A 21,086-nucleotide genomic window follows, 5' to 3' on the forward strand; every position below is an offset into this window, starting at 1 on the left:
CGCATCTTACGGGCATTCAAAAGGTTACGCATCAGGCATGTGCATGTGCCGTTGACTTAATGCGCTCGAGCATGGCGTGCAATCCATTGCTGCGGGTGGGTGACAGGTGCTTGTCGAGCCCCAGCGCTGTCAGGAAATCGGCAGGCGTATCGATAATTTCTCGTGGCGTTCGGTCGTTATAGATGCGCAGTAGTATGGCGATCAGGCCCGAAACGATGGCGGCGTCCGATATGGCGTAAAAGTGCAGCGTTTCGCCCTGACGTTCGGCATGAACCCATACGTTGGACTGGCAGCCATCAAGACGCGTGTCGTCGTTTTTCCATTCGTCAGGAAAATCGGGCAGCAGTCTGCCCAGATCGATGATGTACTGATAACGATCCATCCAGTTATCAAACATGTCGAATTCGTCGATCAGTTCCTGCTGGGCCTCTTGCGGACTCATGCCGGCTCCATGTGCTGGTATAGGGGAAAGGGTCGCATTATAGCGTGTCATCTGCGGCTTCGTCCGACAGATCAAGCGTATGGCGATTGATCTGTCCATGCCACTCCCGTGATTCGGCGTGAAGGTAGCGTGCTGTCGTCTCGAGTCTTGAATGACGTGCCGTGCGTGCAAGATAGCGCAGCTCGACGCCCTGTTGCGCCTGGTGCGTAATGGCCGTGTGGCGCAGCCAGTGGGGTGTGGCCAGGCGTAATCGCTGCGCCTCGTTTTGTGCGGCCTCGCCCTCCTGGTCCTTTTTTACTGCCAGAATCTCGAAGGCCGTTTTGATCATGCGATAGAGCTGATTGTCGCCAACGCCGCGCTTTCCATCCAGCGCTCTGATGACCGGCGTGCTCTCTTCGGGTGACGGCATGGCCTGCAGCTCAAGCGCTCTGCGCCAGCGCATCAACGCCTCCATCATGGCATCCGGTACAGGAATATGAGCCCGTTTGCTGCCCTTGCCCGTTACCTGCCACCACCACTGCCCTTCGCGCTTTTGAAAATCGTTCATATGGGCATGGCTCATTTCGCTTACCCGCGGCGCCAGTAGATAGGCAAAGGCAAAAATGAAGCGCCGGCGCTCGAACTCATACCGAGCGCGAAGTGGTGCTCCTGCTGGCGGTGGCGTATCAAGTGCCTGCCAGCACCACTGCCATAGCGGTCGTTCCAGATAGCGCTCGACGCCGCCCTGCGTATTGTCGAGGCGTCGGCGCTTGTCTCGCATCAGTCTGAACGGATTTTGACGCAGCCACCCTGCCTCGATCAGCCAGCCGAAAAGCGTTTGTAAAATTACCAGACTCTGACGGCGACTCGCGGCAGAAAGCCCTTTGCGAAACGGGCGCCACTGCTCACTGGAACGGGGTCTGGGCGGCCCGATCCATTCATCGGCCGGTCGCGGATCGGCAAGAAAATGTTCAAAGTCATCCAGTGCCCGTCGGTCCATATGTGCCAGGTGCCTGCCCTGCCCCTCAAGCCACAAAAGCAGTCGTTCTGCCTCCTTGCGGTATTGCCTGAAGGTCTGCGGGCTGGCGCGATATTCCATGAGCCAGGCCGCAACGGCTTCCCGATCGCTTTCGGCTTCGACCAATTGACAGGGCATGGCGCGCAAATCGCCCGCTGACAGTACGGCGTCACGCCCATGATCGGCTTCAGGCTCGATAGTTAACGCCTTTTTCATCGCATCCTCGTCAAAGGCCTCCGGGTACTCTCGTGACACAGAATAGCCATTATGGTCGATAAAGTCATGATAAGACGCGTAATCATGAGTTTATTTACTTTATCGTAAATAAAATTACGTTATATGTATTACGTAATAATGCTTTTGACACAATAACCCGCTATAGTGGTGATGAAACATTGCCCCTCTCAAAACAGAAGAAATCCCGGGGCGATCACAGGGAACTCAGGAGGCCGTCATGGCACGAAATGGCGTGCAGTTCGAAGACGTACAAAGGGCGATCGAAACCCTGATACAGCGAGGCGATGCGCCAAGTGTTCAGCGCATCCGCGAGGTATTGGGTACCGGCAGCTTTACCACCATCAGTGATCATCTGCGGGAATGGCGGGCAAGACGCGACGAAAATCGCGATGTTCCTCTGCCCCAGGCCATTCCGGAGCGGCTGCATGATGCCTTGGCCGGGTTATGGCAGCAGGCACAGGAGGAAGCCGGCGAAGCGCTTGCCTTCTATCGGCAGCAATCCGATGAACAGGTGGAGCAGGCGCATGAACAGACCCGTCAGGCGCAGCGTCGCGTAGAAGATACCGAGCAGCGTCTGGATGCCCTGAGCGAGCGTCTGGACAGCACGGCGGCCCGGCTCGAGGAAAAGGCGACCAGTCTTGCCCGGCTGGAAAGCGAAGCCACCAATCTTCGCGGTCAGCTCGAAGAGCGCGATCAGCGTCTGGTCATGCGTGACCGACAGATCGATGCGCTCAGCGAAGAGCGTGATCGCCTGGAGCGCGAGCATCATGAGGCGCTCGAACAGCTCGATCAGACGCACAAGCGGCGCCTGGCACAGGAGGAGTCGCGCCATGAAAGCGCCGAAAATCGCCTGATGCAGCTGTTGGACAGCGCCCGGCATGAAAAACAGGAAGTCGAGAAGCAGGCGCGGCGCCGACAGGAGCAGCTCGAAGAGCGTATCGAAAAGATCAACGCGCAGCTGGAGCAGCAGCGGCGCACTTTGCAGGAAGAAGAGCGCAAGATGCGCGATCTGGGACAGCAGGCCAGGCACAGCGAGCAGCAGCTTCAGGAAAGCCGAGGGCGTGAAGATCATCTTTCGGGGCTGCTGGCCGACCGCGATGAGGAACTGGCGCGTCTTCGCACCGAACTTCGGGTGCTTCAGGAGCGTCTTTCAAGGGCGCCCATGCCCCCGTTCGTGTACTAAACGCTTGTGTCGTGAAAAGCCTTTTGGCAGGCGCCTTACAGAAAAACCCCGGCAATGCCGGGGTTTTTTGCGCTCAATAACAGGCGTCGGCAAACGCCGGCCACGATCAATAGTAGGCGTTGGTCGTGTCGGTGTGGTCGGTCACGTCACGAATGGCCGTAAGCTCTGGAATGCGCTCTGTCAGCGTTTTTTCAACGCCCTGCTTGAGCGTGATGTCGACAGCGGCACAGCCCTGGCAGCCGCCGCCGAACTGCAAAACGGCCACTTTGTCCTCTGTCAGCTGGATCAGGCGAATTTCGCCGCCGTGGGCGGCAAGCCCCGGATTGATTTCGCTATAGAGAATATAGTTGACCCGGTCTTCGAGCGGACTGTCTTCACTGACCTGGGGCATCTTGGCATTGGGCGCCTTGATGGTAAGCTGCCCGCCCATGCGGTCAGCATTGAAATCTACCACGGCGTCTTCGAGAAAGGCCACGCTGTGCTTTTCGAGAAAGAGATTGAATTTTTCAAGCGGAATTCGCTCATCGCTTTCTTCTTCTTCGCCGGGCCTGCAATAGGCAAGGCAGGTTTCAGCGTAGGGCGTACCCGGCTGAGTGATAAAGACACGCACGCCGATGCCTTCGACGTCCTGACGCGAGAGCAGATCGGCAAGATAGTCCTGCGCGCTTTCTGTAATTTCGATGGTCTGACTCATTGGCGGCCTCGTGCGCAATCGCAATAAAGAAATCTGCCTATATTTTATGCCAGCCAGCAGCTCGCGACAAATCCGAGTGCAATACTCGGGTAAATAAGGATAGCGGCTCCAGTCCTGTCGGCTTTGCCATAAAAGGCATGAATGACCCGGGCTCATGCTCTGGGTGAATGTCTTTCAGGCCACGAGCCTGTCCGCCTGACAGGGGTTTGCTAGAATACGCCCTCTTTCATGCACGCCCCACTATCTATCCGGAGATCACCTTCCATGCCCCAAGCTGCCGATTCGCTGGTTCTGGAGACGCTGACCCGTCTGATGTCGGAACGCATACTGATTCTTGATGGCGGTATGGGCACCATGATCCAGAACGAGCGGTTGACCGAACAGGACTTCCGCGGCGAGCGCTTTGCGCACTGGAAAAGTGATCTCAAGGGCAACAACGATCTCCTGGTACTCAGCCAGCCCGAGGTGATCAAACGCCTGCATCGGGACTATCTCGAAGCCGGTGCCGACATCGTTGAGACCAACACCTTCAACAGTACCCGACTCTCTCAGGCCGACTATCACGCCGAAGAACTGGTCGTTGAGCTCAATCAAAAGGCGGCCCGACTCGCCCGGGAAGTGTGTGATGAGGTGGCCGCTGAAACGGGGCTGCCGCGCTTTGTCGCCGGCGTGCTGGGGCCGACCAGCCGTACCGCTTCGATCTCACCGGACGTCAACGACCCCTCAAAGCGCAACGTCACCTTTGATGCGCTGGTCGACAACTACGTGGAAGCGGCGCGGGCGCTGATCGAGGGTGGCAGCGATCTGATCCTGATCGAAACCATTTTCGATACGCTCAATGCCAAGGCGGCCATCTACGCGCTTGACGTATTGTTCGAAGAGCTTGGCTACCGCGTGCCCATCATGATTTCCGGCACTATTACCGATGCCTCGGGGCGCACACTGTCGGGCCAGACCACTGAGGCATTCTGGAATTCCGTACGCCATGCCCGGCCGCTGAGCGTGGGGCTCAACTGTGCGCTCGGTGCCGAGGATCTGCGCCCGTATCTCGAAGAGCTTTCACGGCGTGCCAATACGTATGTGTCGGTTCACCCCAATGCCGGCCTGCCCAACGAATTTGGCGAGTACGATCAGGAAGCCGACGAGATGGCCGAGATCGTGCGCACCTTTGGCGAGCAGCAGCTGGTCAATATCATGGGCGGCTGCTGTGGCACCACGCCCGAGCATATCGCCGCGATCAAGCGGGTCATGACCGACCTTCCCCCGCGCGCTGTCCCGGATATTGCCCCGGCCTGTCGTCTCTCCGGGCTTGAGCCGTTCAACATCAACGCGAAATCGCTGTTTGTAAACGTCGGCGAGCGTACCAATGTTACCGGCTCTGCCCGCTTCAAGCGCCTGATCAAGGAAGAGGATTTCAATACCGCACTTGAAGTCGCTCTTGAGCAGGTCGAAAACGGCGCCCAGGTCATCGATATCAACATGGATGAGGGGATGCTCGACTCGCAGGCCGCGATGGAGCATTTTCTCAAACTCGTCGCCTCCGAGCCGGACATCTCCCGCGTGCCCATCATGATCGACTCCTCCAAGTGGGAGATCATCGAGGCCGGTCTTAAGTGCGTGCAGGGCAAGGCGGTTGTCAATTCGATCTCGATGAAGGAAGGCGAAGACAGCTTTCGCCATCAGGCCCGTCAGTGCCGCCGATTTGGTGCAGCCATTGTGGTCATGGCCTTTGATGAGGATGGTCAGGCCGACACAAAGGCACGCAAGACCGAAATCTGTGAGCGCGCCTATCGCATTCTGGTCGACGAAATCGATTTTCCGGCCGAAGACATCATCTTCGACCCCAACATCTTCGCCATCGCCACCGGCATCGAGGAGCATAACAACTACGCGGTCGACTTCATCGAGGCCACCCGCTGGATCAAGCAGCACCTGCCCCATGCCATGATCTCCGGTGGTGTTTCCAACGTCTCGTTTTCCTTTCGCGGCAACAACACGGTCCGCGAGGCCATCCATTCGGTGTTTCTCTATCACGCCATTCACGCCGGCCTGACGATGGGGATCGTCAATGCCGGGCAGCTGGCTGTCTATGACGACCTGCCCGAAGAGCTGCGCGAGGCGGTGGAAGACGTGGTGCTCAACCGCCGCGAGGATGCCACCGAACGGCTTCTGGAAATCGCCGATCGCTACAAGGATGACGGCAGCGGTGTCCAGAAAAAGGAAGATCTCGAATGGCGCAGCTGGGAAGTTGAAAAGCGCATCGAGCATGCGCTGGTCAAGGGCATTACCAGCTATATCGAGGAAGACACCGAACTGGCGCGTCAGCGTGCTGACCGCCCTATCGAAGTGATCGAAGGCCCGCTCATGGATGGCATGAACGTGGTGGGTGATCTGTTCGGCGCCGGCAAGATGTTTCTACCGCAGGTAGTGAAATCCGCACGCGTCATGAAACAGGCCGTGGCGTATCTGATTCCGCACATCGAGGCCGAAAAAAGCGATGAGGATCACAGCAAGGGCCGCATCATCATGGCCACGGTCAAGGGGGACGTACATGATATCGGCAAGAACATCGTGGGCGTGGTACTGCAGTGCAATAACTATGAGGTGATCGATCTGGGTGTGATGGTACCTGCCGAGAAGATTTTTGCCGCTGCACGCGAACATAACGCCCAGATCATCGGGCTGTCCGGTCTGATTACGCCGTCGCTGGATGAAATGGTTCATGTAGCCAAGGAAATGGAGCGCCAAGGGTTTGATATTCCCCTGTTGATCGGCGGCGCCACGACCTCCAAGGCCCATACGGCGGTCAAGATCGAGCCGGCCTACAGCCATCCGGTGGTGTATGTCACCGATGCGTCACGCGCGGTGGGTGTGGCCAGCAAGCTGCTTTCGCCCGGGCTCAAGGAAGCCTATGTCGGCGAGATTCGCGCGGAATACGAAAAGGTGCGCGAGCGCAACAGCAAGCGTCGACCCAAATCAGCCGATCTCAACTACGCCCAGGCCTGTGAACGGCGCTTTGATGGTGGCTGGGCCGACTATGAGCCGCCGAAACCGGCCTTCACCGGCCTGCGCGTTTTCGAGGATGTCGACCTGCGCTCGCTGGTCGACTACATCGACTGGACGCCGTTTTTCATGAGCTGGCAGCTGGCGGGCAAGTACCCGAAGATTCTGGAAGATCACGTGGTGGGCGAAGCTGCCCGCAACCTGTATCAGGATGCGACGGCGATGCTCGACAAGCTCATCGAGGAGCGCCACATCCAGGCGCGCGGTGTGATCGGCTTCTGGCCGGCCAATACGGTGGATCATGACGTGATCGAAGTCTACGCCGACGAGTCACGCAGCGAAGTCGTTCAAAACCTTCATCACATTCGCCAGCAGACCACCAAAAACCGCGATGGTCTCTGCTATAGCCTGGCCGATTTCGTGGCACCAAAGGAGAGCGGCCGCGCTGACTGGATCGGCGGCTTTGCGGTGACCGCAGGCCACGGTGCCGACGAGCTGGCCCGAGCGTATGAACAAGCCGGCGATGACTACAATGCCATCATGGTCAAGGCGCTGGCGGATCGTCTGGCGGAGGCGCTGGCCGAGCACATGCATGAGCGTGTTCGTCGCGAGCACTGGGGCTACGTGCCGGATGAAGCGCTCGACAACGATGATCTGATCAGCGAGAAGTACCGAGGCGTCCGTCCGGCCCCCGGCTACCCGGCCTGCCCTGATCATACGGAGAAGGCCGCCCTGTTCGACATGCTGGACGCTCCGCACAATACCGGACTGACGCTGACCGAAAGCTTTGCCATGTGGCCGGCAGCCGCCGTGTCCGGCTGGTACTTCTCGCATCCGCAGTCGCGCTATTTCTCGACCGGGCGCATCAGTCGCGATCAGATTGACGCGCTGGCTGCGCGCAAGGCGATGTCGCGCGACACCATGGAGCGCTGGCTCTCGCCGATTCTGTCCTATAACCCCGACGAGTAACCCGGGCCGGATTCGAGCGGACGACCCGAGCCTGGCGGCGACATGAAAAAGGGCCTCTCATCGCAATGAGAGGACCTTTCCCTTTTACGGGCCGAGGCGTTGCCCGGGCTCAGGGCGCGCGACGGCGCTGATGCAGTTCACGATTGCGCTGGCTGGCGCGATGGGTCTTTTTCAGCATGACATAGGTCGCGCCTAACCCGCCGTGACGTGGCTGCGCCGTAACGTAGGCCTGTACTTCATCAAACTGGCCCAGCCATTTACCGACGTAGGAGCGCACCACGTTGGCATGGCTTTCATCGCTTTTACCCCGGCCATGAATGATCATCACACAGCGCAGCTCATGCTCGTGCGCCTGACGGATGAAATTGAAAAGCTCGCGTCGGCACTCGGTCACCGGGCGCTTGATCAGATTGAGCTGAGAGTCGACCTGATAGCCGCCGTGGCGCAGCTTTTCGATCACGCCGGTCTGAATGCCGTCACGGCGAAACTCGATCGGGTCATTGGCCGGCAGCAGATCCACAAACTCATCGGACAGAAAGTTGCTTTCGTGTTCGCCGTCCTGAGCGCTGGCGCGCCGGGCGAGCTGGGCATCGCTGGGCGCGCGGGCACCGGTACTGCCGGCATCGGCCCGGTTGCGCCCCTTGTTGAGCGGAATGACGTCAGCCATCTCATGGGAGAAAAGCTGCTCATCGCGTTGATTGGCATTCATCGGGCTACTCCTCGCCTGCTGGCAGCGTCCAGCAGAGGCTTGTCGTTCAAACAGGGGCTGCTGCCCTACAGGCAACATCAGTGTCAGAGCGTCACGTCGGGAATAAGGTATGAAGTGCCGAGCCTCCGGTTCTGGTCGTTATGGGGTGGTACGCCGGTGGCCATGAGCAGGGTTCGATATGGCCGAGGCCATCGGAACATCGAGTGCATCATCATGGCGCTGGCGCGCAGTTTTCATCATGTCGGCCAGTTTACTATAGCCATCGGGTGCCCGGTATTGCTCGGGCATCGGCCATGACAGACCGTTGACAAACTCCTTGAGCGAGAGGGTTTCAAGGGGTCTTGTCAGAACCCACTCATCCTCTTCACTGATCGCGACCCAGCCCTTTTCGACCAGCACAGCCCGCAGCGTATGGTAGTTGCCTCCCAGACGCTTTCTGACCCTGGACGACTTCAGGGCCCCCCGGCCCTCTGCCTGGGTCTGGTGCAGCAGCATCAAAATGCCCGTGGCCTGCCAGAAAAGGGGCCAACGGCGCCAGTCGGCATGCTGGGATTCATCCAGCCAGGCGGCCAGCTCGGCCCCCATCAGGATGATGGCCCAGCTTAAAAATATCCAGAGCAGAAAAAGCGGCACGGCGGCAAAGGCGCCATAAAGAATCTGATAGGAAGGAAAGTTGGTGACATAGATGGAAAAGCCCCACTTGGCCAGCTCCAGAGACACCGACACCAGCAGGGCACCGGCAGCGGCATGCTTGAAGCGCACGCGGGCGTTGGGCACGGTGATATAGATGAACAAAAAGGCCAGAAAGCTCAGAATCGGCGGCAGAAAATGCAAAATGAAATCGCTGCCCCCAAGCCAGGAAGCTGCCGAGTTCAAAACGCTGATGGAGGCCAGATAGGAAGAAAGCAAAAACCCACTGCCGATCAGGATCGGTCCCAGCGTCAGCACGGCCCAGTACATCAAAAAGCCCATCAGGCCCCGGCGATTGTGACGAACGCCCCAGATTCGGTTGAGTGCGCTTTCTACCGTCATCATCATCAGAATCGAGGTCACCAGCAAAAAGGCCACGCCCACCATGGTCAGTCCGCGCGCCTGCTGCGTAAAGCCGCGCAGCATGTTCAGGATGGTCTCGCCCGTTTCGGGCACGAACTGCTGAAATACGAACTGCTGGATACGATCACCGGCATCCTGGAACTCGGGAATGGCGGCGAACAGGGCGTATACCACAGTGGTCAGCGGCACCACGGCAAACAGTGTGGTATAGGTCAGCGAGGCGGCAGTCTGCAGGCCATCATGGGCGTTGAAGCGTTTAAAAAGCTTGAGCGGCGCCTTGATCGGTGTCAGCAACACCTGCAGGCGCTGCGGTATGGAAAAACGTTTCACCTTGTCCTGCTCCTGACGATAACCGGCTGATTGTTGTCAGAAACATAGCGACCACCGTGCGCTGTGACCAATCGAATCTGAAGGCAATGGCGCCTGACAACCCTTGTCTCGATGGGCACAATGGTGGCATACCTGCCAGAATTGGCCTCTATCGTTTTCACAAGGATATGTCATGACCCGACCCTACGTACTGGTGCTTTACTATTCCCGCCAGGGCGCGACACGTGATATTGCCCGTCATATTGCGGCAGGCATTGAATCGGTAGGCGGCATTGATGCACGCCTGCGTACGGTGCCTTCGGTGTCCAGCGAATGTGAGGCGGTGGCCGCTGATATCCCGGATGAGGGGCCGGTCTATGCCAGCCATGATGATCTGCGCGACTGCTCAGGCCTTGCCATGGGCAGCCCGACCCGCTTTGGCAACATGGCGGCGGCGCTCAAGCATTTTCTGGATGGTACCAGCACGCTCTGGCTCAACGGAGCGCTGGTCGACAAGCCCGCCACGGTCTTTACCTCGACGTCCAGCATCCACGGCGGGCAGGAAAGCACGCTGCTGACCATGATGAATCCCCTGTTGCACCACGGTATGGTCATCGCCGGCATTCCCTACAGTGTGGATGAGATGTTCACCACGCGTACCGGCGGCACGCCCTACGGCGCCAGCCACTTTGCAGGACCGGACAACGATCGCAGCATCGATGATCATGAGCGTGCGCTGGCAAGTGCTCAGGGCAAGCGTCTGGCCCGGCTGGCACTGGCGCTTGAAGCGACGCGAGGGCAGTAGCCGTGCTGTTTCGTACCTTCGAGCAGCGCTACGGCGCCACGGGCGCTCGGCAACGGGCGCGCCGGGTCGTGACCATCAGCTGGGGCGTTCTTCTGGCGGTCACACTGGTGACGGGACTGATTTTGTCACAGCGTGGCGGCACCGAGTCGCTGTTGCCTGTACTGGTGCGTGTCATACCATTGGCCCTTCTGGGGGTCGTGCTGCGCACCGAGCGCCGCCGCGGCTATGGCTGGCTGGCGTTTGTCAGCGTGCTTTATATCATTCAGGGTGCGGCCATGCTTCAGCTGCCCGGGCTATGGTGGCTGGGGCTTGTCGAGGCGCTTTCGGCACTGACGCTGCTTCTCAGCGCTGGCAGCTATGTGTTTCACATTCATCGCTGGCAGCGTAACGATAATATCCCGGGCACCGACTGAGTCGAGCAGTCTGCGTCATCAATCATGCCCGGAACACTATTGCGAGGCTGACCGCAACCGGTTGAGGCCTCCCGAAGTTTCAAGGAAACCGCTCATGAGCACCATTTCTGATCTGCGTCGTGATTATGCCGGGGACGCACTCGACCGTGACAACACGCCCGAAACGCCATGGCCCCTTTTCTCGGAGTGGCTCAATGCCGCGCTGGAAAGCGAACGCGATGATGCCAATGTCATGACGCTGGCCACGGCCGACAATGAGGGCGTGCCCCACGCGCGCATCGTTTTGCTCAAGGGCTTCGATGAAAACGGGATGGTGTTTTACACCAGCTATCAGAGCCACAAGGGCAGCGAGCTGGGCACCTGCCCTCATGCGGCACTGGTGTTCTGGTGGCCCGGCCTGCAGCGTCAGGTGCGCGTTGAAGGCCATGTCGAGCAGGTCAGTAATGAAACCTCCAGCATCTACTTTCATTCGCGCCCCCGGGCGAGCCAGCTGGGCGCCTGGATTTCGCAGCAGAGTGTCGAGATCCCGAATCGACAGTGGCTTGATGAGCGTACGCGCCGTTTCGAAAGTGCCTATCAGGACAACGAGATCGACCGCCCGCCACACTGGGGCGGCTATCGTGTCGTACCGGTCATGGTCGAGTTCTGGCAGGGTCAGCCCAGTCGATTGCATGATCGGATTCGCTATCGCTGGCAAAACACGGACGGGCGGTGGTTGAAAAGCCGTCTGGCCCCCTGATGTCGGCAGCGCCCGGCGTCAATTCGGGCAGGGGCGTGAAAGGATGACAGATCGTGACGCATCTGGTGGGTCCGGCATGAATGTTGCCCGGGGGAAAAAGCCCTTCGTTGAGCCCTTGCGTCTGGGGGAGCGCCTGCGTGAAGTCCGCCGTGCCCAGAAGCTGACGCTTGAGGAGGTCAGTCGCCGTACCGGGGTGGCCCGCTCGACCCTTTCCAAGATCGAAAACGATCTGGTCTCGCCAAGTTTTCTGGTCGTGCAAAAGCTGATGATCGGACTGGAGCTGGATATGCCGCAGCTTCTGAAAAGCCCGCGCAGCACGCCCTGTAATGCCGGACGGCGCGACCTGACGCGCAGCGGTCAGGGGGAGCAGCACCCCACCCCCACCTACGAGCATGAGCTTTTGTCGGCACAGCTGACCCAAAAACTCATGACGCCTTTCAAGACCATCGTGCGTGCCCGTAGCATCAAGTCGTTTTCGAGCTGGGTGCGTCATGGCGGCGAAGAGTTTCTGCTGGTATTGGAGGGTTCAATTCTGATGTACAGCGAGTTCTACGAGCCGCTTGAGCTTGATGCCGGCGATAGCCTCTATTTCGACAGCGACATGGGACACGCCAAGGTCTCGATCAGTGAGTCGGACGCGCTGGTCCTGTCGGTGTGCGCCCCGGGCGATCGCGTCTGACACCGGTTTGGCGCCGCCACTACTCGGGCCCCGGATGAGCGCCTACAATATCTCTGCCCTTATTTTAGCGCTCGCCTTTTGCAGCAGGCAGCGCGTTGACAGGAGCTGAACATGGAACAGCTGGACAAACAGACTCGAACCGAGCTTGAAGCCGCCGCCTTTCGTCGTCTGCTCAAGCATCTTGATGATAACAAGGATGTACAGAACATTGATCTGATGATTCTGGCCGACTTCTGTCGCAACTGCCTTTCCAAGTGGCTGGTCACGGCGGCCGAGGAGCGCCATATCGAGCTTGATCTGGAAAGCGCTCGCGAGCATGTCTATGGCATGCCCTACAGCGAATGGAAGGCCCATCATCAGCCGCCGGCCACCGACGAACAGCTCAAGGCACTTGAGGCGCGTCAAAAGGCAAAGGAGAGCGCATCCTCGTGAGTGACGATTTCATCCCGCTCGATATTGCCGTCCTGACCATCTCCGACACCCGTGATGAAAGCAGCGACCGTTCCGGCGCCCTGTTGATCGAATCGCTTGAAAGCGCCGGGCATCGCTGCGTTGGTCGACAGATCATCCGTGACGAGCTCTATCAGATTCGTGCAGAGGTGGCGCGTTTGATTGCCGACCCAGAGGTGCAGATCGTGATCACGACCGGTGGCACCGGCTTTACCGGCCGTGACTCCACCCCCGAGGCCGTCAGCGTATTGTTTGATAGCCATATCGAAGGCTTTGGCGAGATGTTTCGCCGACTCTCGCAGGATGACGTCGGCAGCTCGACCATTCAGAGTCGGGCGCTGGCCGGGTTTGCCAACCACACGGCCGTTTTCTGCCTACCCGGCTCAACCGGCGCCTGTCGGACCGGTTGGGACGGCATTCTTGCCGAACAGCTCGATAGCCGTCACAAGCCCTGCAATTTTGCCAACCTGGTCATCCCCGGACGGAGGCAGCATGGCTGACGGCGGTCGTTTACACACGCCGCAACAGGCGCTTGATTCCCTCTCGAACGGTCTGGAACCACTGCCTCTAGAATGGGTGGCGCTTGAGGCCGCCGGCGATCGTGTACTGGCGCAGACGCTTCATGCCCGGCACGACACGCCGCCTTTCGATAACAGTTCGATGGACGGCTATGCCCTGCGCGCTGCAGACAGCGGCCGGGTGTTATCTATCAGCCAGCGCATCATGGCCGGCCAGCAGTCAGCACCGCTGGAGGAAGGCACCTGTGCACGCATCTTTACCGGTGCCCCTCTGCCCGAAGGTGCTGATAGCGTCATCATGCAGGAACAGGTAGAAGCGCGTGACGAGGGCGTTTTTATTCCCGCCGGGCTTGAGGTGGGCAACAGCGTTCGCCTGAAAGGGCGCGAGATCACGACCGATGAGGTGCTGGTACACCAGGGGACGCGGCTCAACAGTGCGGCACTGGGGTTTCTGGCAGGTCAGGGGTTTGATCGTGTACCGGTGTATCGAAAGCCCCGGGTCGCCCTGCTCTTTACCGGCGACGAACTGAAGCTGCCGGGCGAAACACTGGCGCCGGGACAGATCTATAACGGCAACCGGTTCATGCTGATGGATCTGTTGCCGCGCTTTGGTGCCGAGCTTTCGCTGGTGGAACAGGTGCCTGACACGCTTGAAGCCATGACACAGGCACTTGAGCGCGCCTCACGCCAGGTGGATGTCATCGTGACCACCGGTGGCGTCTCGGTGGGCGATGCCGACTATGTTCGCCGCGCCCTGGAATCGCTGGGCGAGCTGGATCTCTGGCGCCTGTCGATCCGCCCCGGCAAACCGCTGGCACTGGGCCACATCGATCAGTGTCGTTTTGTCGGCCTTGCAGGCAATCCGGTGTCGAGTTTTGTCGGCGCATGGCTTTTTCTGCGCCCGTTAATGGGCGGTCTGCAGGGCTGTGAAGCCATGCATTCCCTGCCGGAGGTAACCGCCCGGGCCACGTTTGACACCGAAACGGCCGGGCGAGATCACTACATGCGTGTGGCCCTGACGTGGGACGGTGAGGGTTATCGCGCTGAAGCCTTCGAGGATCAGGACTCTTCCATCCTGCGCTCCTGCGTCACCGCCAATGCGCTGGCGGTTATCGGGGCGCACTCAAGGGTCACATCAGGCGATAGCGTCAGGTGCCTTCTACTGGTCGACTAGTGCTGCGGCATGTTCGCATGCCGCACGCTGCATCCATGGCCACAGGGTATGAAAGCTCTCTTCCAGTAGCGGATATTCCCGCTCAAGCCAGGGCGTCAGCTCGGCCAGCCGATTGGGGCCGGACAGGCGACGGCCTACGCCGGCAATGGCACGGCAGGTAAAGTCGAAATCCCCGTAGGCTTTCAGCCAGTTGTCGCGACGAAGGTGTTCAAAAAGCCGCGTCTGGCGCTCGGGGATCATGGCGGCGTGTCGGATCAGCACCCCATAAACGCGCTGGTTCAGGACATCGTCGTGATAAAGCCGGGCGAGAAAATGGTCCCAGACGATATCGAGTGCAATGCCGCACACACGACGCTGCGCCTCGGGGGCCTGTCGCCTGAGAGCCAACGTGATGTCGTGCTGGTCGATCAAAGCATCCATTCGACGATGGAACCGGATGCCCTGAGCGAATCCGGTCTCTGCCGTCACGGGCCCCTTGATGCCGTCAGCCACCAGGTTGCCGAGCAGGAAAACGTCGCTGCCCTGGCATGCAAGCCGGGCGTGGGCAAGAAAGTTCAAATTGCGGGCCCTATAAGCAGTTGGTAGGGCGTGGCAGCCCGGCCAGGCGGGCACCCACGCGCGCCGGGCTCTCCGGAAAAAGGGACATCAGATAGATCGATGTGCCCTTCTCGTCACCAAGCTGCTGGCGGGTGAACTTGACCAGGGCTCGCATGGCCGGTGCCATCTCAAAGCGCCTGTAAAAGTCTCGCAGCAGCTCGATGATTTCCCAGTGCGCCGGTGTCAGTTCGCGCCCCTCGCGTTCGGCCATGTGTCGGGTCACCTCGGGCAACCAGCACTCGGGGTTTTGCAGATGACCGTCACTATCAAGCGCAATGTCGGTACCGTCAGCAAGCGTTAGCGTGTCCGTGGTTTCGGTCATGGCATCCGATGTTGTGAAAAATGTGTCGTATCGACGAAAGATCTGAAGTGGCAAAGCATCAAAACCAGCTGACCGTGCGGTCGGTGCTGGCCGTTAGGGCCACAAACCCGGCCATGTCCACTGTTTTAGAGATATCTGGCGCGGGTATAACGCCTCTTGAGACGCAGTCCTCCTCCAGCGCCCAGAGCTCGATACCCTGTGGCAATACGCGCAGTGCCGTGCCGGAGGCTGCATAGACACCGTCCTCGACCAGCAGGACATGATCGCCCTGTGATACGGCATCAGCAAGCTCGTGGAGAATCCGGGTGCTGAAAGGCGACCGATTGATCAGGTGAAGTGTGCTCATGATGACACTCGTCGAAACAGGTAAAGGCGTATTAAAAGCTCATGACCACGTCGTGGCGGGCAATCATGTCCGCAATGCGGGCCGGCTGGCATCCGGGTATCAGCCGTTCGGTATCAAACGCGCGCGCCTCGATTGAGGCCCGGTCATACCAGAGAGGTTCAATGTCATAAAGGGACAGGCCTTCCAGCATGGCAGCACTGCCCTTTTGATCCAGCGCGCCTCGCTGCTGGTGGGCAAGCAGTGCCAGAACGCCGTCGCCGCTGAAAAGAATCGTTGGCGGCTGCCCGAGTGCCGCGCCGACCAGCGCCGTCTCAAGCCCTTCGCGTACCCAGCTTGTGCCGTGCGGCGGATGGCGCACGATGACCAGTATGCTTTTTGCGTTCATGACGTTACTGCCCTGTCCATAATGCCTGCCTCAAGGCGCAAAGGTAATCAATCGATCATGATGAAGCGCGGCCTGCATGAGCTGACCCAGCCCCGTCAGTTCAAAGGGCGCCTCCAGTGTTGGATGCGTGTGCCCATGGCGGCGCGCCTCGCCTTCGTCAAGCAGCCCACGGCGAACGGCCGAGGCCACGCAGACCAGCAGCTCGCACTGCTGCGTCTGATGAAGCGCTCGCCAGCGCTCGAGAAGATGCGGTTCATCCGGCGGCGGTGTCATCATGCTGGCGGCGTTATAGACGCCATCGTGATAGAAAAAGACGGCAGCCACCCGATGGCCCTGTGCCGGCAGAGCTTCGGCAAAGCGCAGGGCGCTGTGAGACGCCTGCTGACTGTAGGGTGCCCCCTGTACCATCAGGGCATAGGTCAATTCTTGAGAGGCCAAGACAACGCTCCTGAAACAAGCCCTTTTAAACAAAAAACCCTGCCGGAAGGCAGGGTCTTATACTAACAGATCACGATGTATCGATGGATCAATCGCTGGACGTCAGCCCCAGAAGCGACAGCAGGCTGATAAACAGATTGTAGATGGCCACATAAAGGCTGATGGTCGCCAGAATGTAGTTGTCCTGTCCGCCGTGGATCACCTGACTTGTTTCAAACAGGATCACGGCCGAGGCAAAAAGAACAAAACCTGCCGATACTGCCAGTGCCAGACCGGAGATGTTAAAAACCATCGCCACGACCATGGCAACAATCAGCACGATGGCGCCGGCCATAATGAAATTGCTCAGAAAACTGAAATCCTTGCGGGTAATCAGTGCCACGGCCGAAAGTCCTACAAAGGTGGCCGCCGTCATGCCCAGAGCGGTCATGATCAGCTGCGGTCCGTTGGACAGCGTCAGGTAAGCGCTGAGAATCGGCCCGAGGGTAAAGCCCATAAAGCCTGTAAAGGCGAAGGTGGCCAGAAGGCCCGCTGCTGAATTGGCGGTCTTGTGGACCAGAAACATCAGCCCATAGGCCCCGATGAAAAAGACAAAAATGTTCATGCGCTGGATGCCCATCGACATCGCGATCCCGGCAGTGACGGCCGAGAAAAGCAGTGTCATGGCAAGCAGCATATAGGTATTGCGCAATACCTTGTGCGATTCGACGTTTCTGGACTCGGTCTGCGAGACCCCATAGGTTCTATCGACCATGGATCACTCCCTGCCTTGTGTCTGATTATGGTGGAATTTTAACCAAGAATGAGCCTCAAACGCAGCCCGCGCAAGTCATCGCCCTTTTGATTGAATTAAGCTCCTTGACCTTTGCTGACAGGCTGTTAAGATGCATCGCCGTAAGCCGGAGGGATGGCAGAGTGGCCGATTGCAGCGGTCTTGAAAACCGCCAAGGGTTTGTAGCCCTTCCAGGGTTCGAATCCCTGTCCCTCCGCCACCACCATCTGAAAAGCCTGTCGATCACTGATCGACAGGCTTTTTTTGTTTTTGGCAATTCCCGTGGATCAGAGGCCTTGATAGCGGTGCCCTTTTGCTACTGCGACGCTCGACCGGCGTTTTCAGGTGCCCTGAATCGATAACTTTTGCGCCCTGAAAATTTACAATTCAAACACGTGCACTTACTGTTGTCGTTTCGATGGACATACCGAGGCAACGGCTTTGATACCTTTGCGTTTGCAGCAGGCTTTTGATACCGCCCGTGAGCACTCTCCGGGCGAGGTCATTCAGCAGCCGCTTGAGTCGGGCGAGACCTGTCTGGAGCTCTGGCAGGACGGTTACAGGATAGAGGCGCTCCACCTGGACGAGGACATGCTGGAGGCCTTTATCAACCTTGAAGCCTGCTATCGCCAGCAGGGAGCAAGCGACAGTGCCGTCAGGGCGTTTCTTCAGCTCACTCAGTCCGGTTAAATCGGTCGTGTGAACAGACCCTTGTTGCACAGTGATGCCGTCTTGCCTAGGCTCATTTCAGGATGATCAGACGATAGGGAGAAGTTCAGATGGCCAACAGTGGACGCGGTTTTACCAAGGGCAATATGGAGCGCGAAAACGAGCACCAAGGCAATAACCCGCCTGCCGTTTACGATGTTGGTGACCGCCCGGGTCATGCTGGCGAATTTCAGGAATGTACGCCCCAGGGCGATTTGCTGGACGAGTCGACACGCATCCAGCTTGATTACGATGACGAGCCGCTGCCGGCAACCTCACAGAAAAACAACAAGTGGCGCCTGCTGAACTGATGCTCGCTTGTTGAATGAAAACGCCCGCTGACACAGCGGGCGTTTTAGTTTCCGGGGTCTGGCTGGCCTAGCCATGCAGCCTCAGGCCTACTCGGGTTACGCTGTTGCCCTCCACATCCTGCACAATCCAGTGGATGCCATGCCAGTCGATGTCGTCACCGACAACGGGATAGCCGCCGACACGGCGTGCGATGAAGGCACCCAGCATTTCTTCGCGCTCCCAGCGTGACAGCGTCAGACCATAGGCATCCGCCACATCCCCCATCAGCGCCTCGCCGGACAAGGCAAACGCTCCGAAGAAATCGCGCTCGCGCTTGAGTTCGGCATCCCCGTTGAAAAGATGGTTGATGGCATTGAGGTCGTGGGTTCGGGCAATGACGCAGGCCACATCGCCTGCCTGAAGCCGCGTGCTGCCGGTGGGATGAATCATGACGTGCTCACGAAAGATGGCTGCCACGACCGCCCCTGACGGGAAACGAAGCATTCTTAGCTGGGTGTTTTCAACGCGCTTGCTGTCGACCTTGTAGACAAACATTTCGTAGTCGTCTTCAGGCAGCACGCCCAGCAGTCGACGACGGGCCGGGGCCGTTTCGGCGGGCACCTCAACCCGTAGCCAGCGGGCCATATGGCCAAGAGTGGTGCCCTGAAGCACCAGAGAGATCAGCACCACGAAGAAGGCGACGTTGAAGTAGAGTGAAGCGTTTTCGACGCCGGCAATGACCGGAAAAATGGCCAGAACGATCGGCACCCCGCCACGCAGCCCCACCCAGGAGATAAAGGCAAGCTCTCGCCAGCGAAAGCCGAAAAAGGGTTTGAGACTCAAAAGCACCGACAGCGGGCGTGCCACAAAGATCAACACCATGGCCACCATGACGCTCGACCAGGCGTAATCAACCATCTCGCTGGGCGTGACCAGAAGCCCCAGCGTCAAAAAGAGGCCGATCTGGCTCAGCCATGCCAGACCGTCATGAACGGGCAGAATGAACTCAAGATGCTTACCGCGAATATTGCCGATCATGACGCCGGCCAGATAGATGGCCAGAAAACCGCTGCCGCCGAGCATGTTGGTCAATGCAAAAACGCTAAAGCCCATGGCTGCGGCCAGCAGGGAATAAAGCCCCGGCGCCAGATCCAGCCAGCGCAGCAAACGCCCCAATAGCCAGCCACTGGCCACACCTGCCACAGTGCCAATGCCGAACTGCTCGACAAACATCAAAAGCGTGCCGGAGACACTATCGATGGAACCGGCAAGGGTTTGCGACAGAATCAGCGTCAAAAAGATCGCCATGGGGTCGTTGGTGCCTGACTCGATCTCAAGCGTGGCGCCAACTCGCTCGTTGAGACGAATCCCCTGTCCGCTGAGCATCGAGAAAACGGCCGCGGCATCCGTGGAGCCCACGATGGCACCGACCAGCAGCCCCTGAAACAGGCTGAGATCGAACACCCACATGGCGAACAGCCCGGTCAGGCCGCTGGTCAAAAACACGCCCAGCGTGGCCAGCGACAGCGCCGGCCGAAGCCCTACCCTGAAGGTTTTCATGCGCGTTCGAAGGCCACCGTCCAGCAGGATCATGGCAAGTGCGAGCTGGCCGATCAGATAGGCCAGGTTATAGTCGCTGAAATTGATCAGGCCCAGGCCATCGACACCGGCAAGCATGCCGATACCCAGAAACAGGGGAAGCAGCGGCAGGCCAATGCGTGCAGATACCCGGCTGGCCAGGATGCTCATGGCCACCAGTAAGCCGCCAATCAGGAATATGCTGTTAAAGTCGGTCACGGCGTTTTGTTAATAACCTCTTGTAATAAGCAGTAGTGTGCCATGATCGCCCTGCCATATCACCTGTGCGTCCTGGTGACCATGATCAAAAAGGCCACATCGCAGCGCCATGTTTAACGGCCATCAAGCCAGCAGGGCGCATCGCGTATTTGTGACCAGGGGCATGGGCCAAAGCAGTTGAAGCGCCACAAAATGGCCCGGCAGATCCGTCGATGATCGCTGATATTGATGACATCACAAAACGGCCAGTAACGATCCATAAAATGGCGTTGTTGCTCGGTATCAGTCACCAAAAGCTCGATCAGGGACCAGTCGAATTCCCTTGGCGCCCAGACCAGCGCTTCCCAGTCGCTCCAGCACCAGTCCGTTGCGCCTTCAATGAACTGGTCGTCACGCAGATCCGGCAGACACCAGACCGCACTGTCCGGCACGGGGATCTGCGCCGGCAGATCATTGAGTACGTCAGCCGGCATGGATTGTTTCAGATAGCGTTGTACCCGCTTTGGCCACTCCGACAGCGGCCAGACAGTGGCCAGCGGGTGGCCCCACCCCGAGACGGGTGCGGCATGCAGACGTCCGATCTGCTCTCCCAGCCGCGCTGTAAACGAGGTGTTCATCGTCGCGGCGCGCCCGGCACGCCAGGGCAGACTCCAGACCGGGGCGCCCTGAAGGGTGCCCAGCCAGGTCATGGGCAGTGGCAGCATGGGCAAATGCGCCGGCAGGTTGCCGGCCAGACGTGTCAGGTGCTCGGCATGCGCCCAGCGATCAAAGCCAAAAAGCGCCCAGAGACCATGCCAGAACGGGTCGTTGATGCCGGTTCGCACCATGCGAATCATTTCCGGCGACAGCGAATCGCTTTTCCAGCGCCAGTTGGAGGCATCCTCCCAGTCCAGTGGCTGAGCCATAAGCTGGCGTCCCAGAAAAAAGGAGAGTCGCTCGGTAAGTTCGCCCGGTGGTGACATGCACAAACAGTCCCTGTTGGTGAAGTGCGCCGACAATGGCTGACTGCCTCGATTATGCAGACTACGACCAGTATGCAAATAACGGCCTGATAAA

Annotated in this window: 24 protein-coding genes and 1 tRNA gene; 12 read left to right on the forward strand and 13 right to left on the reverse strand. The window is 58.9% G+C overall.

Annotated features, from left to right (window positions below):
• Positions 1–31: 31 nt before the first annotated feature.
• Both ACXMYO_RS05580 and ACXMYO_RS05585 read right to left on the reverse strand, forming a co-directional pair.
• The gene (locus ACXMYO_RS05580; RefSeq protein WP_438767351.1) at positions 32–442 is read right to left on the reverse strand and encodes a SufE family protein; all 411 of its coding nucleotides are present in this window, start codon (positions 440–442) and stop codon (positions 32–34) included.
• A 37-nt stretch (positions 443–479) separates the two neighbouring features.
• Positions 480–1,694, reverse strand: coding sequence for a tyrosine-type recombinase/integrase (locus ACXMYO_RS05585; RefSeq protein ID WP_457808064.1), 1,215 nt, complete (start codon positions 1,692–1,694; stop codon positions 480–482).
• Positions 1,695–1,893: 199 nt separating this feature from the next.
• On the opposite strand from ACXMYO_RS05585, the gene ACXMYO_RS05590 reads away from it, so the two are divergent.
• Positions 1,894–2,859 carry a DNA-binding protein gene (locus ACXMYO_RS05590; protein ID WP_438767353.1) on the forward strand — a complete coding sequence of 322 codons (966 nt, stop codon included), beginning with the start codon at positions 1,894–1,896 and terminating at the stop codon, positions 2,857–2,859.
• 106 nt (positions 2,860–2,965) lie between these two features.
• On the opposite strand, the gene nfuA is transcribed toward ACXMYO_RS05590, so the two are convergent.
• Positions 2,966–3,553, reverse strand: a complete 588-nt coding sequence (gene nfuA, locus ACXMYO_RS05595) for a Fe-S biogenesis protein NfuA (protein WP_457808065.1) — start codon at positions 3,551–3,553, stop codon at positions 2,966–2,968.
• A 264-nt stretch (positions 3,554–3,817) separates the two neighbouring features.
• Here nfuA and metH point away from each other — a divergent pair, with 264 nt between their 5' ends.
• Positions 3,818–7,525: a methionine synthase gene (metH, locus tag ACXMYO_RS05600; RefSeq protein WP_457808066.1), complete on the forward strand. Its 3,708-nt coding sequence runs from the start codon at positions 3,818–3,820 to the stop codon at positions 7,523–7,525.
• Positions 7,526–7,634: 109 nt separating this feature from the next.
• Here metH and smrA read toward each other — a convergent pair whose 3' ends face one another.
• Together smrA and ACXMYO_RS05610 are read right to left on the reverse strand one after the other, a co-directional pair.
• Positions 7,635–8,234 (reverse strand): DNA endonuclease SmrA, encoded by a 600-nt coding sequence (smrA, locus tag ACXMYO_RS05605; RefSeq protein ID WP_438767356.1) that lies wholly within the window; start codon positions 8,232–8,234, stop codon positions 7,635–7,637.
• A gap of 138 nt (positions 8,235–8,372) precedes the next feature.
• Positions 8,373–9,617 carry a YihY family inner membrane protein gene (locus tag ACXMYO_RS05610; protein ID WP_457808067.1) on the reverse strand — a complete coding sequence of 415 codons (1,245 nt, stop codon included), beginning with the start codon at positions 9,615–9,617 and terminating at the stop codon, positions 8,373–8,375.
• Positions 9,618–9,789: 172 nt separating this feature from the next.
• Between ACXMYO_RS05610 and wrbA the strand changes: the two genes are divergently transcribed.
• The 7 genes from wrbA to ACXMYO_RS05645 all read left to right on the forward strand — a co-directional run bounded on the left by wrbA (position 9,790) and on the right by ACXMYO_RS05645 (position 14,374).
• The gene (gene wrbA, locus ACXMYO_RS05615; protein ID WP_438767358.1) at positions 9,790–10,401 is read left to right on the forward strand and encodes an NAD(P)H:quinone oxidoreductase; all 612 of its coding nucleotides are present in this window, start codon (positions 9,790–9,792) and stop codon (positions 10,399–10,401) included.
• A gap of 2 nt (positions 10,402–10,403) precedes the next feature.
• Positions 10,404–10,814, forward strand: a complete 411-nt coding sequence (locus ACXMYO_RS05620) for a DUF2069 domain-containing protein (RefSeq protein ID WP_457808068.1) — start codon at positions 10,404–10,406, stop codon at positions 10,812–10,814.
• 94 nt (positions 10,815–10,908) lie between these two features.
• Positions 10,909–11,553, forward strand: coding sequence for a pyridoxamine 5'-phosphate oxidase (gene pdxH / locus ACXMYO_RS05625; RefSeq protein WP_457808069.1), 645 nt, complete (start codon positions 10,909–10,911; stop codon positions 11,551–11,553).
• A gap of 76 nt (positions 11,554–11,629) precedes the next feature.
• Positions 11,630–12,232: a helix-turn-helix domain-containing protein gene (locus ACXMYO_RS05630; RefSeq protein ID WP_438767361.1), complete on the forward strand. Its 603-nt coding sequence runs from the start codon at positions 11,630–11,632 to the stop codon at positions 12,230–12,232.
• Positions 12,233–12,343: 111 nt separating this feature from the next.
• The gene (locus ACXMYO_RS05635; RefSeq protein WP_457808070.1) at positions 12,344–12,664 is read left to right on the forward strand and encodes a DUF1244 domain-containing protein; all 321 of its coding nucleotides are present in this window, start codon (positions 12,344–12,346) and stop codon (positions 12,662–12,664) included.
• Positions 12,661–13,182: a molybdenum cofactor biosynthesis protein B gene (moaB, locus tag ACXMYO_RS05640; protein ID WP_438767363.1), complete on the forward strand. Its 522-nt coding sequence runs from the start codon at positions 12,661–12,663 to the stop codon at positions 13,180–13,182. The genes ACXMYO_RS05635 and moaB overlap by 4 nt, the downstream gene beginning before the upstream one ends.
• Positions 13,175–14,374 carry a molybdopterin molybdotransferase MoeA gene (locus ACXMYO_RS05645; RefSeq protein WP_457808071.1) on the forward strand — a complete coding sequence of 400 codons (1,200 nt, stop codon included), beginning with the start codon at positions 13,175–13,177 and terminating at the stop codon, positions 14,372–14,374. The genes moaB and ACXMYO_RS05645 overlap by 8 nt, the downstream gene beginning before the upstream one ends.
• Here ACXMYO_RS05645 and ACXMYO_RS05650 read toward each other — a convergent pair.
• The 6 genes from ACXMYO_RS05650 to ACXMYO_RS05675 form a co-directional block, all read right to left on the reverse strand.
• Entirely contained in the window at positions 14,360–14,932 is a 573-nt protein-coding gene (locus ACXMYO_RS05650; RefSeq protein WP_457808072.1) for an acyl carrier protein phosphodiesterase, read from the reverse strand. The genes ACXMYO_RS05645 and ACXMYO_RS05650 overlap by 15 nt on opposite strands.
• 10 nt (positions 14,933–14,942) lie before the next feature.
• The gene (locus ACXMYO_RS05655; protein ID WP_457808073.1) at positions 14,943–15,293 is read right to left on the reverse strand and encodes a TusE/DsrC/DsvC family sulfur relay protein; all 351 of its coding nucleotides are present in this window, start codon (positions 15,291–15,293) and stop codon (positions 14,943–14,945) included.
• A gap of 58 nt (positions 15,294–15,351) precedes the next feature.
• On the reverse strand, positions 15,352–15,639 hold the full coding sequence (gene tusB / locus ACXMYO_RS05660; RefSeq protein ID WP_438767367.1) for a sulfurtransferase complex subunit TusB: 288 nt from the start codon (positions 15,637–15,639) through the stop codon (positions 15,352–15,354).
• Between the two features lie 31 nt (positions 15,640–15,670).
• On the reverse strand, positions 15,671–16,024 hold the full coding sequence (locus tag ACXMYO_RS05665) for a DsrE family protein (protein WP_457808074.1): 354 nt from the start codon (positions 16,022–16,024) through the stop codon (positions 15,671–15,673).
• A gap of 30 nt (positions 16,025–16,054) precedes the next feature.
• Positions 16,055–16,447: a sulfurtransferase complex subunit TusD gene (gene tusD / locus ACXMYO_RS05670; protein WP_438768412.1), complete on the reverse strand. Its 393-nt coding sequence runs from the start codon at positions 16,445–16,447 to the stop codon at positions 16,055–16,057.
• 103 nt (positions 16,448–16,550) lie between these two features.
• The gene (locus ACXMYO_RS05675) at positions 16,551–17,216 is read right to left on the reverse strand and encodes a Bax inhibitor-1/YccA family protein (protein ID WP_438767369.1); all 666 of its coding nucleotides are present in this window, start codon (positions 17,214–17,216) and stop codon (positions 16,551–16,553) included.
• A gap of 147 nt (positions 17,217–17,363) precedes the next feature.
• Between ACXMYO_RS05675 and ACXMYO_RS05680 the strand changes: the two genes are divergently transcribed.
• The 3 genes from ACXMYO_RS05680 to ACXMYO_RS05690 all read left to right on the forward strand — a co-directional run bounded on the left by ACXMYO_RS05680 (position 17,364) and on the right by ACXMYO_RS05690 (position 18,253).
• A tRNA-Ser gene (locus ACXMYO_RS05680) sits at positions 17,364–17,454 on the forward strand.
• A 236-nt stretch (positions 17,455–17,690) separates the two neighbouring features.
• Complete coding sequence (locus ACXMYO_RS05685) at positions 17,691–17,924, forward strand: hypothetical protein (RefSeq protein ID WP_438767370.1); 234 nt, start codon at positions 17,691–17,693, stop codon at positions 17,922–17,924.
• Between the two features lie 89 nt (positions 17,925–18,013).
• Positions 18,014–18,253, forward strand: a complete 240-nt coding sequence (locus ACXMYO_RS05690) for a hypothetical protein (protein WP_438767371.1) — start codon at positions 18,014–18,016, stop codon at positions 18,251–18,253.
• Positions 18,254–18,320: 67 nt separating this feature from the next.
• Here ACXMYO_RS05690 and ACXMYO_RS05695 read toward each other — a convergent pair whose 3' ends face one another.
• Together ACXMYO_RS05695 and ACXMYO_RS05700 are read right to left on the reverse strand one after the other, a co-directional pair.
• On the reverse strand, positions 18,321–20,030 hold the full coding sequence (locus tag ACXMYO_RS05695) for a potassium/proton antiporter (protein ID WP_457808075.1): 1,710 nt from the start codon (positions 20,028–20,030) through the stop codon (positions 18,321–18,323).
• A 113-nt stretch (positions 20,031–20,143) separates the two neighbouring features.
• Positions 20,144–20,992: a hypothetical protein gene (locus tag ACXMYO_RS05700; protein ID WP_457808076.1), complete on the reverse strand. Its 849-nt coding sequence runs from the start codon at positions 20,990–20,992 to the stop codon at positions 20,144–20,146.
• Positions 20,993–21,086: the final 94 nt, after the last annotated feature.

The organism is Kushneria sp. EE4 (assembly GCF_977968315.1).

Excerpts from the sequence above, each read along its gene's own strand:
- ACXMYO_RS05580 (WP_438767351.1), bottom strand. The coding sequence starts at position 442 with ATGAGTCCGCAAGAGGCCCAGCAGGAACTGATCGACGAATTCGACATG.
- ACXMYO_RS05590 (WP_438767353.1), top strand. The coding sequence starts at position 1,894 with ATGGCACGAAATGGCGTGCAGTTCGAAGACGTACAAAGGGCGATCGAA.
- nfuA (WP_457808065.1), bottom strand. The coding sequence starts at position 3,553 with ATGAGTCAGACCATCGAAATTACAGAAAGCGCGCAGGACTATCTTGCC.
- metH (WP_457808066.1), top strand. The coding sequence starts at position 3,818 with ATGCCCCAAGCTGCCGATTCGCTGGTTCTGGAGACGCTGACCCGTCTG.
- smrA (WP_438767356.1), bottom strand. The coding sequence starts at position 8,234 with ATGAATGCCAATCAACGCGATGAGCAGCTTTTCTCCCATGAGATGGCT.
- wrbA (WP_438767358.1), top strand. The coding sequence starts at position 9,790 with ATGACCCGACCCTACGTACTGGTGCTTTACTATTCCCGCCAGGGCGCG.
- pdxH (WP_457808069.1), top strand. The coding sequence starts at position 10,909 with ATGAGCACCATTTCTGATCTGCGTCGTGATTATGCCGGGGACGCACTC.
- ACXMYO_RS05630 (WP_438767361.1), top strand. The coding sequence starts at position 11,630 with ATGAATGTTGCCCGGGGGAAAAAGCCCTTCGTTGAGCCCTTGCGTCTG.
- ACXMYO_RS05635 (WP_457808070.1), top strand. The coding sequence starts at position 12,344 with ATGGAACAGCTGGACAAACAGACTCGAACCGAGCTTGAAGCCGCCGCC.
- ACXMYO_RS05645 (WP_457808071.1), top strand. The coding sequence starts at position 13,175 with ATGGCTGACGGCGGTCGTTTACACACGCCGCAACAGGCGCTTGATTCC.
- ACXMYO_RS05655 (WP_457808073.1), bottom strand. The coding sequence starts at position 15,293 with ATGACCGAAACCACGGACACGCTAACGCTTGCTGACGGTACCGACATT.
- tusB (WP_438767367.1), bottom strand. The coding sequence starts at position 15,639 with ATGAGCACACTTCACCTGATCAATCGGTCGCCTTTCAGCACCCGGATT.
- ACXMYO_RS05665 (WP_457808074.1), bottom strand. The coding sequence starts at position 16,024 with ATGAACGCAAAAAGCATACTGGTCATCGTGCGCCATCCGCCGCACGGC.
- ACXMYO_RS05675 (WP_438767369.1), bottom strand. The coding sequence starts at position 17,216 with ATGGTCGATAGAACCTATGGGGTCTCGCAGACCGAGTCCAGAAACGTC.
- ACXMYO_RS05690 (WP_438767371.1), top strand. The coding sequence starts at position 18,014 with ATGGCCAACAGTGGACGCGGTTTTACCAAGGGCAATATGGAGCGCGAA.
- ACXMYO_RS05700 (WP_457808076.1), bottom strand. The coding sequence starts at position 20,992 with ATGTCACCACCGGGCGAACTTACCGAGCGACTCTCCTTTTTTCTGGGA.